18 protein-coding genes are annotated in these 14,957 nt (G+C 34.1%); 5 read left to right on the top strand and 13 right to left on the bottom strand.

What is annotated here, in order from left to right; translation table 11 throughout:
• Nucleotides 1-20: 20 nt before the first annotated feature.
• A complete protein-coding gene (gene cysK / locus BXY64_RS17425; RefSeq protein WP_120241258.1) occupies nucleotides 21-929 on the bottom strand; it encodes a cysteine synthase A in 909 nt (302 codons plus the stop codon).
• A gap of 11 nt (nucleotides 930-940) precedes the next feature.
• Nucleotides 941-1,780 (bottom strand): serine O-acetyltransferase EpsC, encoded by an 840-nt coding sequence (epsC, locus tag BXY64_RS17420; RefSeq protein ID WP_120241257.1) that lies wholly within the window; start codon nucleotides 1,778-1,780, stop codon nucleotides 941-943.
• A 409-nt stretch (nucleotides 1,781-2,189) separates the two neighbouring features.
• Here epsC and BXY64_RS21740 point away from each other — a divergent pair, with 409 nt between their 5' ends.
• From BXY64_RS21740 to BXY64_RS17405, 3 genes are read left to right on the top strand one after another with little or no spacing between them, the layout of a single operon-like run.
• The gene (locus BXY64_RS21740; protein WP_120241256.1) at nucleotides 2,190-2,399 is read left to right on the top strand and encodes a zinc ribbon domain-containing protein; all 210 of its coding nucleotides are present in this window, start codon (nucleotides 2,190-2,192) and stop codon (nucleotides 2,397-2,399) included.
• Between the two features lie 10 nt (nucleotides 2,400-2,409).
• Complete coding sequence (locus BXY64_RS17410) at nucleotides 2,410-2,883, top strand: low molecular weight protein-tyrosine-phosphatase (RefSeq protein WP_120241255.1); 474 nt, start codon at nucleotides 2,410-2,412, stop codon at nucleotides 2,881-2,883.
• Nucleotides 2,880-3,749, top strand: coding sequence for a fructosamine kinase family protein (locus BXY64_RS17405; protein WP_120241254.1), 870 nt, complete (start codon nucleotides 2,880-2,882; stop codon nucleotides 3,747-3,749). The genes BXY64_RS17410 and BXY64_RS17405 overlap by 4 nt, the downstream gene beginning before the upstream one ends.
• A 16-nt stretch (nucleotides 3,750-3,765) precedes the next feature.
• Here BXY64_RS17405 and BXY64_RS17400 read toward each other — a convergent pair whose 3' ends face one another.
• Complete coding sequence (locus BXY64_RS17400; protein ID WP_147376027.1) at nucleotides 3,766-4,473, bottom strand: TapB family protein; 708 nt, start codon at nucleotides 4,471-4,473, stop codon at nucleotides 3,766-3,768.
• Between the two features lie 203 nt (nucleotides 4,474-4,676).
• Between BXY64_RS17400 and BXY64_RS17395 the strand changes: the two genes are divergently transcribed.
• A complete protein-coding gene (locus tag BXY64_RS17395) occupies nucleotides 4,677-5,183 on the top strand; it encodes a CAP domain-containing protein (protein ID WP_120241252.1) in 507 nt (168 codons plus the stop codon).
• Between the two features lie 116 nt (nucleotides 5,184-5,299).
• Here BXY64_RS17395 and rplI read toward each other — a convergent pair whose 3' ends face one another.
• The 3 genes from rplI to rpsF are packed head-to-tail and all read right to left on the bottom strand — an operon-like array spanning nucleotide 5,300 to nucleotide 6,390.
• Nucleotides 5,300-5,743 carry a 50S ribosomal protein L9 gene (gene rplI / locus BXY64_RS17390; RefSeq protein WP_110359544.1) on the bottom strand — a complete coding sequence of 148 codons (444 nt, stop codon included), beginning with the start codon at nucleotides 5,741-5,743 and terminating at the stop codon, nucleotides 5,300-5,302.
• Between the two features lie 23 nt (nucleotides 5,744-5,766).
• Nucleotides 5,767-6,036 (bottom strand): 30S ribosomal protein S18, encoded by a 270-nt coding sequence (gene rpsR, locus BXY64_RS17385; RefSeq protein WP_054721204.1) that lies wholly within the window; start codon nucleotides 6,034-6,036, stop codon nucleotides 5,767-5,769.
• 3 nt (nucleotides 6,037-6,039) lie between these two features.
• Nucleotides 6,040-6,390 (bottom strand): 30S ribosomal protein S6, encoded by a 351-nt coding sequence (gene rpsF / locus BXY64_RS17380; RefSeq protein WP_110359545.1) that lies wholly within the window; start codon nucleotides 6,388-6,390, stop codon nucleotides 6,040-6,042.
• 420 nt (nucleotides 6,391-6,810) lie between these two features.
• Here rpsF and BXY64_RS17375 point away from each other — a divergent pair, with 420 nt between their 5' ends.
• The gene (locus BXY64_RS17375; RefSeq protein ID WP_120241251.1) at nucleotides 6,811-7,935 is read left to right on the top strand and encodes a universal stress protein; all 1,125 of its coding nucleotides are present in this window, start codon (nucleotides 6,811-6,813) and stop codon (nucleotides 7,933-7,935) included.
• A gap of 46 nt (nucleotides 7,936-7,981) precedes the next feature.
• Here BXY64_RS17375 and mtaB read toward each other — a convergent pair whose 3' ends face one another.
• The 7 genes from mtaB to BXY64_RS17340 form a co-directional block, all read right to left on the bottom strand.
• The gene (mtaB, locus tag BXY64_RS17370) at nucleotides 7,982-9,265 is read right to left on the bottom strand and encodes a tRNA (N(6)-L-threonylcarbamoyladenosine(37)-C(2))-methylthiotransferase MtaB (protein WP_120241250.1); all 1,284 of its coding nucleotides are present in this window, start codon (nucleotides 9,263-9,265) and stop codon (nucleotides 7,982-7,984) included.
• Nucleotides 9,262-10,605: a tRNA (N6-isopentenyl adenosine(37)-C2)-methylthiotransferase MiaB gene (miaB, locus tag BXY64_RS17365; protein WP_120241249.1), complete on the bottom strand. Its 1,344-nt coding sequence runs from the start codon at nucleotides 10,603-10,605 to the stop codon at nucleotides 9,262-9,264. The genes mtaB and miaB overlap by 4 nt, the downstream gene beginning before the upstream one ends.
• Before the next feature lie 85 nt (nucleotides 10,606-10,690).
• Nucleotides 10,691-11,335, bottom strand: coding sequence for a ferredoxin--NADP reductase (locus BXY64_RS17360; protein ID WP_120241248.1), 645 nt, complete (start codon nucleotides 11,333-11,335; stop codon nucleotides 10,691-10,693).
• 396 nt (nucleotides 11,336-11,731) lie between these two features.
• Nucleotides 11,732-12,409, bottom strand: coding sequence for a dethiobiotin synthase (gene bioD, locus BXY64_RS17355; RefSeq protein ID WP_120241247.1), 678 nt, complete (start codon nucleotides 12,407-12,409; stop codon nucleotides 11,732-11,734).
• A gap of 5 nt (nucleotides 12,410-12,414) precedes the next feature.
• The gene (bioC, locus tag BXY64_RS17350) at nucleotides 12,415-13,176 is read right to left on the bottom strand and encodes a malonyl-ACP O-methyltransferase BioC (protein ID WP_120241246.1); all 762 of its coding nucleotides are present in this window, start codon (nucleotides 13,174-13,176) and stop codon (nucleotides 12,415-12,417) included.
• Nucleotides 13,157-13,846 carry a pimeloyl-ACP methyl esterase BioG family protein gene (locus BXY64_RS17345; RefSeq protein WP_120241245.1) on the bottom strand — a complete coding sequence of 230 codons (690 nt, stop codon included), beginning with the start codon at nucleotides 13,844-13,846 and terminating at the stop codon, nucleotides 13,157-13,159. The genes bioC and BXY64_RS17345 overlap by 20 nt, the downstream gene beginning before the upstream one ends.
• Complete coding sequence (locus tag BXY64_RS17340) at nucleotides 13,836-14,957, bottom strand: aminotransferase class I/II-fold pyridoxal phosphate-dependent enzyme (RefSeq protein ID WP_120241244.1); 1,122 nt, start codon at nucleotides 14,955-14,957, stop codon at nucleotides 13,836-13,838. Before BXY64_RS17340 ends, BXY64_RS17345 begins: the two co-directional genes overlap by 11 nt.

The following is a 14,957-nucleotide window of genomic DNA, read 5'->3' as shown; positions in this document are numbered from 1 at the left end:
TTGACACCCTCTTTATGTTTTTAAAATAGCTCTTCTATCGAAAGATATCTTTCGCCTGTATCATAGTTAAAGGTAAGAACTGTCGCACCAGCTTCTACTGAATTTAATTGTTTGCTAACAGCAGCAAGTGATGCACCAGTTGAAATACCTGCAAGTACACCTTCCTTAACTGCAAGTTCTTTTACTTTGGCAAAGGCATCGTCTTTGCTTACCTGAATTGCTCCGTCAAGTATTTCCGTATTTAAGTTTTTAGGTATAAAGCCTGCACCAATACCCTGCAAAGGGTGTGGCCCTGGCTGACCTCCACTAATTACCGGAGACGCTTCAGGTTCTACGGCAAGTACCTTTAAATTTGGAAATTTTTCCTTCAAAATTTCAGCAACTCCACTAATATGACCTCCCGTTCCAACACCTGTTATTAGGTAATCCAATCCATCAGGGAAATCTGCTATAATTTCTTTTGCAGTTGTAGTTCTGTGTATATCAACATTGGCTTCATTGTCAAATTGTGAAGGCATCCATGAATTAGGATTACTCGCAATTAATTCCTCCGCCTTTTCAATCGCACCTTTCATTCCCAATTCTCTTGGAGTAAGTACAAATTCGGCGCCATATGCAGCCATTAAACTTCGCCTTTCAACCGACATTGATTCCGGCATTACCAATATTAACTTATATCCTTTAACGGCAGCTACCATGGCCAATCCAACTCCTGTATTTCCAGAAGTTGGTTCAATGATTACTGATCCTTCTTTTAAGGTACCATCTTTTTCTGCGGCTTCTACCATGGATAACGCAATTCTGTCTTTAATGCTTCCTCCAGGGTTCGATCTTTCCAGCTTCATCCATACATTAGCTCCGTCAAAGATTTTATTAAGTTTCACTACCGGAGTATTTCCAATTCCTTCTAAAATATTGTTGATTTTCATTTGTTTGATATTTAAATTTGAAAATTGATAATCTTACTTTCATCAAGGTTTGTTCTGACCTTGGTTTCATGTTTGTGGTAAACAATACTATTTGATTCTACACTTGAAGTTAGCCACACATTACCTCCAATAATACTGTTTCTTCCAATTACAGTGTCACCACCTAATATGGTAGCGCTGGAATAGATAATTACATTGTCCTCTACAGTAGGATGCCTTTTCTTTTTGGCCAGGCTTTTTTTAACCTGCAATGCACCTAAAGTCACTCCCTGATATATTTTTACATTATTCTTTATAATTGCAGTTTCGCCAATTACCACACCAGTTCCATGATCGATAAAAAAGGATTCTCCAATGGTTGCTCCCGGGTGAATATCAATACCTGTTTTTGTATGTGCATACTCACTCATAAGCCTTGGTACAGTTGGAACTCCCAAGCGGTACAGGACATGACTTAAACGATATACCATTATGGCAAAAAAACCTGGATAAGCAATTATCACCTCTCCAATAGTATCCGCAGCAGGGTCAAATTTCTGTATAGCTTCAGCGTCTTTCAACAGTGCTCGGTAGACTGATGGAATTTCTATCATAAAATCGTGCGTAATTTGCTCCACAGATTTATTCAATTTAAAGTTTACGGGCAGTAGTAATAGCTTTAAAGTTGATTCCATTTGATAAAGTAAAGATTCTTCGGCACAACAACTCTTACTTCTCCTGGCACTAATAGGAAATAGGGTATTCATGGCCTCTTCAACAAATCGGTGTGCAAGATCTCTTGCAGGCATGTCAATCTCATTGTTGTTTCTGGAAGCTTGCAATTCATCCATTACTTTACTTAAATAACTCATTGTTTTATGATTTTTAATGTGTTGATACGAAATTATTCAGGTAAACATTCAAGTATACCTATGAGGGGATTGTTAGTAAGATTAATTATCTACTAGCAACAACAGCAACAACAACAGACTTGATTGTTATTGTATTCGAATATTTGGGAATAATTTGAAAAGGATTGTTGAATTGATGCCATACCAAATGCAATCGAAGGTTTTCGATTTGATTGCTTGACTTTGATATGTTTTATATTCCTTTTCATTTTGAAGTTTCTAAAAGCAAACTTAAAAAAAATAAATTAAACAAGACTCTTAAGTCCGAATATTTCTGTTAAAAAAATGTTATTTAATTTTAGCCATTTAAAAAAATAGCTTTAATGAGATTTTTATTACTTTTAATATAAGTATCATAAACGAACTGAAAATGAATACATCAAAATACATTTGCCCTAAATGTGGGAACAATAAGTTTGAAACGGATGAATTTAGAGCAACAGGAGGTAGGTTTGCTAAGATTTTCGATGTTCAAAATAAAAAATTTACTACTATTACATGTTCCAGGTGTTCTTATACAGAATTATATAAAGGAACAACTAGTCAATTAGGAAATATCTTTGATTTCTTAACCAATTAAAATCATTTTAATGAAGAAAAAATTACTTTTTGTGTGCTTGGGAAATATATGCCGATCGCCCAGTGCCGAGGCAGTTATGAATGGATATTTAAAAGTAAATCTGATGGATGATGAATTCGAATGTGATTCTGCCGGAACAGGTGGATGGCATGTTGGAGAGAGGGCGGACAGTAGGATGAGAACTCATGCAGCTCGAAGAGATTATGACCTAACAAGCATTGCCAGACAGTTCAATCCAAAGAATGATTTTGATGATTTTGATCTCATTTTAGGTATGGATTCTCAAAATGTATCCGATCTTAAGGGAATGGTAAGAAGTTCTGAAGATTTGTGTAAAATCAAATTAATGACTGATTATTGTAGCCAATACAAACATTTCGATTCGGTCCCTGATCCCTATTATGGTGGAGCCGATGGCTTTGAATTGGTTCTGGATATTTTAGAAGATGCATGTGATGGATTACTAAAACAAATCGATAAATGATAAAATCTCAAATTATTGAGAAAATCGAAAACTGGGCAGGATGCAAAATACAGAAACAAAAATCTGTATCCGGCGGTTCTATTGCTCAAACCAATTTAATTAAATTTGAGGATGGCAGAACCTGTTTACTTAAAACAGGTTCTGAACATTCTGATGTTTTTTTTAAGGAAGCTAGTGGCCTTAAAGAGATTCAAAAAACTGCTTGCATCAGAACACCTGATGTTTATTGTGTTGAAGAAGAATTATTACTGATGGAGTTCATTGAGCCAGGACATAAGGATCAAAACTTCTTTATAAAATTTGGAAAGCAATTGGCAGATTTGCATAGACATACCAGTTTTAAATTTGGTTTTAAAGAAGACAATTATATAGGTTCAACACCACAGTTAAATATTCCAAAGGGTACTGAATCTGAAAGTTGGATTGACTTTTACTATAACAAAAGATTGTTGTATCAATATAAATTGGCAGAACAAAATCAACTGGTTGGAAATGAATTAAAAAACGGTTTTTTGGTTCTTGAAAATAGGATAGAAGAGATACTGGAAGGAAGTGAAGAAAAACCTTGTTTATTGCATGGAGATTTATGGGGAGGAAATTACTTGTGTGATTTGGGCTCAAATCCGGTCTTAATTGATCCTGCGGTATATTACGGCCATCGCGAAGCTGATTTGGCCATGACAAAGCTCTTTGGTGGTTTTACCAACGAATTCTATCAATCTTATAGCAAACACAATCCTTTACCACAAGGCTACGATTACAGGGAAAATATTTACCTGTTATATCATGTACTGAATCACTTAAATTTATTTGGTTCTTCCTATTACGGACAAGCTGTACGTTTGGTATGGTCTTACCTGCACTAGATGGCAAATAATTTCACTATGGAATAAAGAAATCTTCAGCAATACTTTCAATTTGCTTGTAAAAAATTAGTTTGCCCTTTTTGTGGTATTCTTCCATTTTAATAAGACCTACGTTAATTGCATACCACTCTACAAGCTTTGTTTTGTTTCTTGATATTCCTGAGAAATATATTTTATCCGAAGAAATCTTATAGCATTTAAATTTGCCTGCAGGCGTTTCAATAGTTTCAATACCATCTACCTTTCGATTTACCAACAAAACAGTCATAGACATTAAAACAGAGCCTGTACCTCGAAGTATGTCGGCTTGACAACTAGCTTCGGGAAGAATTTTACCGGGAATTGGTTTAATAGGTAAAACAACTCTATCTGCATCGATTTTAACAACCATTTTCTGGTAGGAATCCAATTTGATAGGGTCCAGGTATCTTTCAGCACCAATATAGAAGTTGGAATCTTTGGAGGTAAAATGAAAGTATTGATAAAAAGTGTTTTGCTTGACTGTTGTAATCTCTGATTCGATATTATATCTTATTTTTCCTGATTCATCTTTTGATTTACCAGCCAATTGCCAAATCTCGGTATACACTTTTCGATTTTTATGATCGTAATTCACATATTTAACTTTAAAATTCCTCTTAGAAGGCATGTATGAGTAGTCTCTTTGCCCAAAACAAAGAATGGAAATCATCAAGAATAAAAGGGTAGAGTAAATATGCTTCATCAATTCTGCTTTAAAATACGCTTGTGTTAAAACCAAATTTACATAAATTTCAACTGAGAAAAAACTTTGCAGGTTATTATTTATGGGAATCTCATCGAATTCTAAATAAGGTACATGTAGTTTAATTATTATTAAAAAGAACTATATTTGGGTGACCACCTTTTTAATGTCAACCTACAATATTAATTCTAAAGCTTTCAAGAATGAGAAATTTATTATGTGTAGGTATTGCTACCATTTTATTGGTATTAAGTGCGTGTCGTAGCGATGAAACAGTAATCATAGAAGAAGAGATTATATCCCAACCCCTTAAAATTGATGCTCAAGTATTGTTGAATTTGGTAAATGATGCTAGAGCAGAAGGAAGAACCTGTGGTGATACTTATTACCCACCGGTTGATGCTGTTTTATGGAATGTCAAGCTTGAGGAGGCTGCAATCAATCATAGTGCCGATATGTATGAAAATGACTTTTTTTCTCATGAATCACCTAAAGGAAGTACTCTAAGCACACGCTTACAAGAAGTAGAGTATAATTACTCCACCGCTGGAGAAAATATTGCATATGGCTATACCAGTGAGCAACAGGTAATTGAAATTTGGTTAAAGAGTCAAGGACATTGCGCCAATATCATGAATGGCAACTTTAAAGAGATGGGCTTAGGGCGGGTTGGGAATTACTGGACTCAGAATTTTGGAACGCAAAGATGAAATTCTGAAAAGAAAAAAACCACACCGAGCGTTAATCGGTGTGGCTTATATCTGTTTGTTTGAAAAGCTTTAAGTCTGTCTGTTAAAAACTTAAATTAATTTTGTTTTGAAGCGAATTATTCTGACACTACTTCAAATTCGATCTCAACCTTAACTTCTTTATGAAGCTTGATTGAAGCGGTATATTTACCGATCTCTTTTACAGCGTCTTTAATAGAAATCACTTTTCTGTCAATTTCAAATCCTTTTTCAACTAATGCTTCAGCGATTTGGATGTTGTTAACAGAACCGAAGATTTTACCAGTAGTACTAGTTTTAGCACCTAAACTTAAAGTAACACCTTCTAATTTCTTAGCAACTTCTAGTGCTTCGTTCTTAATTTTTTCCTCTTTATGAGCTCTTTGTCTCATGTTTTCAGCATGCATTTTCTTAGCCGACTCTGTAGCCAAAATAGCAAGACCGTTAGGAATTAAATAGTTTCTTCCGTAACCATTCTTAACAGTTACGATATCGTTCTTATATCCTAAAGTATGGATATCTTGTTTTAAGATTACTTCCATTTCGTTTCCTCCTTCTTTAAAGATTATTTCATCATGTCAGTTACGTATGGTAGTAATGCTAAGTGACGAGCACGTTTAACAGCAGTAGCTACCTTTCTTTGATATTTTAAAGAAGTACCTGTGATACGACGAGGTAAAATTTTACCTTGCTCGTTTAAGAATTTCTTCAAGAATTCAGGATCTTTGTAATCAATGTACTTGATCTTATTTTTCTTGAAACGACAGTATTTTTTCTTTTTGATTTCTACTGAAGGTGGGGTTAGATATCTGATTTCTGATTGATTCTGTGCCATAGCTTATTTCTCCTCTTTAGTTTCTTTAAGGTTTCCTTTTCTTTTAATTGAATACTCATAAGCGTATTTATCAAGCTTGAAAGTTAAGAAACGCATGATTCTTTCGTCACGTCTGTAGTTAACTTCTAATTTCTCGATGAATTCACCTGGAGCTTCAAATTGAAGCAATTGGTAAAAACCAGTGCTTTTTTTCTGAATTGGATAAGCCAGCTTGCGCAGTCCCCAGTTCTCTTCATTTTCAATCTTACCGCCATTTTCGGTAATAAGAGTCTTGAATTTTTCTACCGCTTCCTTTACCTGAGCCTCAGATAAAACGGGAGTTACAATGAAAACGGTTTCATAATGATTCAACATAACTTAAATAATTTAATTAATACTTAATAATTAAGTGTTTTTATCGAGCCGCAAAATTAACTATTCTTTTTTGATTTTTCAAGAATATCAATTCTTTATTCGACTACGAATTGCAAAAGTACGGATAACAAGTTTATTAGGAAAGGACTTTAGAGAATTAATTTAAAGTAATATCCTAGCAGAACAGTGTAAAACACACTGTTTTTAATCAATCTGTATTCCTTGGCTTCTTTGGCAAGACATCTATTTTTTTGTAACTTATTAGTAGTACCGATTATTAATTAACAGATGTCATTTGTTCGCATAAGTCCAAATGCCTAACTAATTATATATCGGCATTTCAATTTAAGCATTTCACGGTTTCGCTAAAAGCTCACTTTGAAATTTAAATGGTATAACTGTATAACTAAACTCAGGCTTATGAAGGACAGGATGATAACATTAGCGACCTATAGTTACTCTAGAGCCCAGTTGCTTCAAACTCGTCTGGAATCAGAAGGAGTAGAGTGCTATTTGAAAAATTTAAACCTGATTCAATCCGCCATTGGAGGTGGAGTAAAGGTTAGAATAAAAGAAGAAGATCTCAATCGAGCTTTAAAAATTATAGAAGAACTCGATTTAAGTTACGCACAGGAAGATTTAGATGCAGCTTTTCCACATCAGAATATTGATGTAAATCGCATTTTGGTTCCTGTTGATTTTTCAGATTTCTCTCCAAAACTATGCGATTCTGCAGTGGGAATAGCGAAAAAGTTTAATGCAGATATTTTACTTTTTCATACCTATTTTGCATCAGCCATAGAAACTGTTCCATTTTCCGATAGCTATACATACAACTCCACGGTTGTAGAAGTATTATCAGAGGTAGAGAAGAATGCAAAGGCGAAAATTAAGGAATTGTATTACGATATCCGTAATAGACTAGAGAAGGAGAAGGTTGAAGGAATTGAAGTAGATTATGCACTTAGTGGAGGGACTGCATCATCCGAAATTTTAAACATGTGTAGCAAGTATCAACCCGATTTAATGATAATGGGTAGTAGAGGCGAAACTGCGGGTACTACAAACCTTTTAGGAAGTGTAGTTTCCAATGTAATTGAAGAAACAGATGTTCCCATGTTGATTTTATCCGATCAGGGCGATGAAGTTGATTTTGATGAGATCCGCAATATCATGTATGCAACTGATTTTGATAAAGCAGATTTTAGGGCAATTGCCAATCTTAAATACATTACACAGCCTTACGATATGAAAATTCATTGTGTTCATTTCGATGATAAATCTACTGATGATCCAATGGAAGAACACCGAATGCAAATTATCCGCAAGTATTTAAAGCGAGCTTTAGGAGATTCTGAAGTAAGCTGCAGAATAATTCATGAAGATGAAAAGATGGAAGGGATTGAAAAGTATATTCATGATCATGATGTTGGACTAATTGCAATTTTGGCTAGAAAGCACAATTTGTTGCAAAGATTATTCTTCGGACAAATGTCTCGAAAACTATTTATAAAAACTCATATGCCAATATTGGTGTTCCACTAGATAGACAATTAGAACTAATAAAAAAAGACGCAAAATGCGTCTTTTTTTATTTTACTTGTTCACCAATTAATACAGGATCTATATCCTTATTAATATCAGTTATTTTTACTTTGTAGAAATGATTCTTCTTAAGTTCGTATCCCTTAAACTCTACTGGCAAGTAGTGTTCTCCGTATCCTTTTGCATTTTCGCCATCAGTTTTTTCAACCAAAACAATTTGTTCTTTACCAATAAACTGATTTCTATATTGGAGTTTTACATCTTCAGCAACCTTTCTTAAGGTTTCACTTCTTAACGTTTTAATTCTTTCATCTACTTGTGCTGTCATTCGTTCGGCTCTTGTTCCTTTTCTTATCGAATATTTAAAAGCATGAACATGGCCAAATTGTAGCTCTTTTATGATATTACATGTAGATTCAAAATCTTGATCCGATTCGTTAGGAAATCCAATAATAATATCCGTAGTGATATTAAAGTCAGGACGAATTGAACGAACTTTATTTACAATTTCCTTAAATCGTTTAATGTTATACATTCGTCTCATTTGCAAAAGAATAGAATCTGATCCGCTTTGCAAACAAAGGTGAAGGTGAGGAGTCATCTTAGGATGATTTAACAGACCAAGAAATTTATCACCAAATCCATCGGGTTCTATAGATGAAATGCGCAATCGGAAATCTCCATTCAAATCGAGAATTTGCTCCACAATATCGTCGAATCTGTAATGTTCATATTCGTAGCGGCCTATGTTTACACCAGTTAAAACCACCTCTTTCGCACCATTTGCAACTACACTTTTTACATTGTTTAAAATGTCCTGAATAGGCCTACTTACAGCTCTGCCACGTACCGATGGTATGATACAAAACGTACAGAAATTATCACAACCATCCTGTATTTTAACCATACTTCTTGTGTGAAATCCTTTATCTGTTGAACCATATGCGAACAGATCAGAATTCATCTTCGATGGATGAAAAATTTCACCATTATAATGTGCTTCAACCAATGAATAAACCGAACTTTTCTGGTCATTTTCCACCACATAATTGATTTCATCTCGACCTTCCAATTCAGTTTTGGCATTGTTTGCCATACATCCGGTTACGACCAAAACAGAATCAGGATTTTTTCGGTTTGCCTGATTGATAAAGTTTCTGGATTTATGATCACTTTGATGTGTAACGGTGCATGAGTTAATTACATACACATCCGCTTCCTTATCAAACGGAACCAGTTTAAAGCCATTATTCTGGAAATGAGAAGCTATGGCATCTGTTTCATACTGATTTAATCTACAACCTAATGTTTTAAAAGCTACTTTTTTCACGCTACTTTTTCATTTACAACAACCAATTCTCCTTCAACCGAAAAATCAACAGCCGATGTAATTTTAATGTCAACAAACTCACCTATTAAAGCCATGTCTGACGATAAAAATCGAACATTTATCTTTCCTTCTGTTAGTGCAGCCAAATATCCATCGTGTCTTGCTTCTCCTTTAACCAAAACCCGGAATGTTTTACCCACCATGCTTTCATTATAAGCTCTTGAATGAATTTTTAAGTCTTCGGTCAACTGATGATGGCGTTGTTTTTTTATATCTAAACTTACGTCATCAAACCACCTGTGGCTTAAAGCTCCAGGGCGAGGAGAGTACATTGCAATATATGCCATATTGTACTGGAATTCATCCATAGCCTTTCGTGTATTTTCGAACTGCTCGTCATTCTCACCCGTAAATCCAACAATAATATCAGTAAACAAAGTTGCCTGAGGAATTAATCTTCGTATGGTTTGAACAATTTGGCGATATTTCTCAACACCATGTTTTCTGTTCATATGAATTAAAACCTTATCATCACCCGATTGTATAGGAAGGTGAATCTGCTTTGCAAGACAATCATATTCAGCAATTACCTCAATCACTTCATCTGTCATGTCACGAGGATGTGGAGAAGTAAAATAAACCCAAAATTCCTTCTTGAATTGATTTCCTAACTGACCAATGCGTCTTAAAAGTTCCGGGAAATCAATCTCTTTACCATTTTTATCTAATCCATAAGAATTAACATTCTGTCCTAGTAAAGTAATGGATTTGAATCCTTTTTCCACTAAATTTTTAAGCTCATTTATGATTTCATCAGATGGACGAGACACCTCTCGCCCCCTGGTATATGGAACTGCACAAAAGGAACAGAACTTATCGCAACCATTTTGTATTGGCACAAATGCCTCAAAAATTGAAGTGTAGTTTGGTTTCACATTCCAAAATTCCGAAATGTTTTCGTTCCGAGAATCAAAGCCATTTTGCAATCCCACAGGAGTAGCAATTCCATATTGCTGAATCATTTCAGGCAATTTTAGCAAATCTTTCATCTGAAATATGATATCGAATAATTTTAAAAACTTCTCTAAATCAGATGGTAATATACAACCGGAAACAAAGGTGACAAGGTTTCTCTTGTTCTTCCAAATATTCCATTTATGAATTTTGGAATATACTTTATCAATCGCTTTTTGTCGTACCGAACAAGCCAATATTCCAATTAAATTAGCCTCCTCTTCACGATCGGTCCACTGGTATCCCATTTTTTCAATAACAGAACGAACACGTTCTCCGTCGGAAGCATTCATTTGGCAACCCAATGATACTAAGTGATATTTCATTCTTCAATAATTAAGAATTATAATGAGTTAATTCAATTGCTTTTTACAAACAATTTGTTCACCCATTAAATTAGTTTACAACATTTTAAAAATATACTTCCGTATGAATAGGACCTAAGTTAATTCCTTGCTTCTCAAGAATATCGTATGCTTCATAAATCATATGGCAATTGCCACACAAATAGCATACTGTATCAGAAGGCACAGGGTTTTCTTTCAAATATTCTGTAACTCTTCCATGAAAATCACCAGATTTTTCTCTGGAAGTACATAGAATATAGTTGTTGTTTTGGTAGGATTCTCTTTCATAGGCTTCCTCTTTCATTCGTACTCCATGTAACAGTTGGTAATCCATATTGGGATGAGTTGCTATGAAGCTGTGAATGGGAGAGATACCCGTTCCCGTAGCAATAAACAAAAATTTCTTTTTGGATATTTCATCTTCCTTCAAGGAAAAATGACCAAATGGCCCATCAACATCAAGGTAATCGCCAGGTTTACACCTCTTTAATTTTTTGGATACCAAACCATCTTCCACCTCTTTAATCAATACCTCTAAAAAATTATCTTGTTCAGAACTATAAATAGAATATTCTCTTCGGTCGATACTACCAGAAAATCCTAAGGTGATATATTGTCCAGTTTTAAAAGTAAAATCTTTCTTCTCCATTTTTATAATATAAGTAGATAGAGTAAGATTTCTTATTTCAATAACTTTATGTGATCTCATACAAATTTGCTGTTTTTTGATTTTTCCCTCAATTCCCTAATATTTTATCTATATGGAATCTTTTTAAATAAGGGTTTACAAAAAAATAGAAATTTCATTTAAGTTACAAGCATTATGGGATCTTTTTATCTGGTTTAAATTTAAAAATTAACTTTTTTACAAAAATTGGTATTAAAAAGCTAGTTTTCTCCTAGATTTTGCTTGATTGAGTCTTGTTTAATTTTTTATCAAATGCCTGAATATGCGATAGTTTGATAGGTTAATACAAGCTTTAAAGTCTCTCAGAATCCATTATTTATTTGCTACCTTAGTTCTTGGTCAGAATATTTACGTATTTTCCTTTTAAAATTTTCGCTGTTTATGTGAAATTTATCACATTCTAACTTTAGGATATCTTTATTCGAAAAATGCAGAGAAATCAACTTCTGATTTTTTAAAATCATCGATTACCGGAATTTCAACAATCGGACAATCAAAATTCATTTTATTCAAATAGTGTTCGAAAACTTTTATTGAGTCTTTCAAGATAAATTCACTATTGGCAGGAAAGTGATTATAAATTAACCCATGCAGTGGAATATTTCTCTTCTGTAAAATTTCCAGGCTAAGTAGGGTGTGATTGATGCTACCCAATTTGGAAGAGCTAACCAAAATGGTTGGATATTTCTTTTCCTCCAAAAAATCCAGTAGTGAATAATCTAATGTAATAGGAACATTTAAACCTCCAACACCTTCAAGTAGAACAACTTCAAACTCATCATCTAATTGTTTACTTGAATTATTGATTTTCTCAATATTGATTGTTTTATTTTGCATTTCAGCAGCCAAATGAGGTGATGCAGGATAGTCAAAAACAAAAGGACAAGTGGTTTTGTCTTTATCAACATCCATTAATTCAATCCCCATTATTTCGCGATGAGTTTGAATGTCTTCTGATATTCCTTTACATCCTGTTTGTGCAAATTTTTGTGTTACAACATTCACTTGCTTGTTTAGTAAGTGCCTGGCTAATAGTCCTGTGGCAAAAGATTTTCCAGCATCTGTATCGATGCCAGCAATAAAATATATCGACATGTAATTTATTTTTTAGGTTTTGCAATAAAGTAAATTGGCTGATAGGTTAAAGGAACGCCTAATTCGGTTCCAAATAGGTCCGAATAATCCTCTTCAAATCTTTTCAAGTCACTCTTTGTCCATACTTTACCTGGAAGTCCATTTACTCCAGTTTGCTTCATGTGTTTTAATACGCCTACCGGGTCAGCAAAGTATCTTTTAATTGTTTCTCTATCACTCCATATGATATCAAATTTATCAGACAGTAACCTTTCATGCTTTCCAAATGATAAATAGTTTAATCCTTTTCCTTCTACATCTCTAATCTCTCGATAGTTATCGGGACCAAAGGAACTAAATACCAACAGAGATTCGGGATTTAGGGCATCATAAATATTACTCAAAAACAACTCCAAGTCTGTAAACCATTGAAAAGTAGAACTTGATATGACCAAATCAAGGTTCTTAGGGAGCTCAATTGACTCAATATCTCCTCCAAAAAATCGAATACTATTGTCTATGTTTTGCAGTACATCTTTATACTCTTCAACAATGTCATTGGCAAAGTATTCCGTTGCCTTGAAATGGCGAAAAAACTTCTCGGTTAGAACTGCTGGTCCACATCCAATTTCAAGAACCTTTTGAAAATTATTCTTTTTAATGTTCAATAACTCATTTATTAATCTCGATGCAATAGCTTCTTGTACAATAGCATGCTTGCGATAAGTTTCAATGCTTTTTACAAAGCTTTTTTGAACATTTTCTTTGTTAATATTCTGATTTCTCACAACTTAAATCTTCAATTATATCATCCCACGAATTCCATTTGTCAAAGCAATAATGAGGATATTCTCTCTCTACAATATCAATAGATTCTTTCCATGAAAGTTTTTGATTGTCTGCAGTAAATATCAAATCCTGTTTGCCAATTAAGGCTTTATTGTATATGTTCCAATCTACAAAGTGGTTTTGAATAAGCTTCTGTAACTCTTTCAATTCCAATAACTGATCATCGAATTCTCTAGTTGGAACATTCGATTTAAAGTGAGTAAAGGCAGATTTTCCTCCACACATTCTCATCCAAAACTTTTCCAAACTCTTTAAGTTTAACCCATCTATAGTAGCTTGAAACACAGCAGGAGGTATACCTTTTAGGTTATCAATTGGATTTATGGTGCCATTAATCGCTATGGCGTCAGCAAATAAACTTTTTCGAGTTTTTAACAAAAGATTTGACACATAAACACCTAAAGACCAAGCTATAAGATAAATCTCATCGTAATTTTCAAAAAGACGATTCACCTCCTTGGGAAGTAAGATATCCCTAAAATCATAACAACTAAGAACATCATATTCCTTTGAAGTTAAATTCTGCAATGGCTTTTCATCACAGCTCCATCCGTTAAAAAAAAGAATACACTTCTTTTTTGAAGTTTTGTGTAACCATTTAGTTTTCATCGCAATACTCTTTTATCAATCGTGGTACATCTTGTAATTCTTCCCAGTTCATATCGGCACAAATCGATAAACGCAAACGCGAAGTGCCAACAGGAACAGCTGGTGGTCTAATTGGAAAGACCAAAAATCCTTTCTTTTGCAGATACTCAGCTAAATTTACACATTTTTGACTATCGCCGATAATTACCGGAACAATATTCGAATTACCATCTGTTTTTAAGCCTAATTTTATAAGTTTATCTCTCAGTTTATTAGCTAACATCATTACATGCTCTCTTTCTATTTGCATTTTAACGATAGTGCGCAGCATGATAATATTCCAACTGATTACGATAGGAGGCAAGGCAGTTGTGAAAATTAAGGATCTCATTCGATTAATCAGGTACTTTTTAATGATTGAATCGCAAATTACAAATGCCCCTATTGAGTTCATGGCTTTGCCAAAAGTACCTACCAAAAGGTCTATTTCATGCATAAAATCAAGCTCTTCGGCTAATCCTAATCCCTTTTCACCTCTTACTCCTAACGAATGAGCTTCGTCGAGATATAAAAAGCAATTGTACTTTTTCTTTAATTCGATAAGTTTTTGAACATCAGCTTCATCGCCATCCATACTAAAAATCGATTCACTTATAATAAATATCTTATCATATTGATTTCTTTTGTTTTGCAGTATTGTTTCTAGCTGATTGTAGTCCAAGTGCTTAAAACGCATGTATTCAGCATTCGATAGGCGAATCCCATCAATAATACTAGCATGATTTAACTTATCAGACAAGATTAAATCTCCTTTTCCGGATAAGGCGGATAAAATTCCGATATTTGCATGATATCCGGAGTTGAAAAATAGAGCGGAGCGCGTGTACAATCTTTCTAATTCTTCTTCCAACTGTTCATATTCCGGAAAGTTCCCCGTCAGTAAACGTGATGAACCCGATCCAAAAGAATTTCCCTTAGGTCTTGGAATATTTTTCTTACTTACTCCTAAATAATCATTGGAGGAGAGGTTCACTTTGAAGTCATTATGTGAGATTTTTTTTAGTGATCTCAAGTTTCCCGAATCCTCTAATTTGCTTAATTCCTCTTTGTATTTATCCAATAAACTACTCAT

The sequence above is a fragment of the Marinifilum flexuosum genome, assembly GCF_003610555.1.
GTDB classification, from domain to species: Bacteria; Bacteroidota; Bacteroidia; order Bacteroidales; family Marinifilaceae; genus Marinifilum; species Marinifilum flexuosum.
The sequence above is the reverse complement of the archived record's forward strand: the minus strand, read 5'-3'. Positions and strand labels throughout refer to the sequence as shown.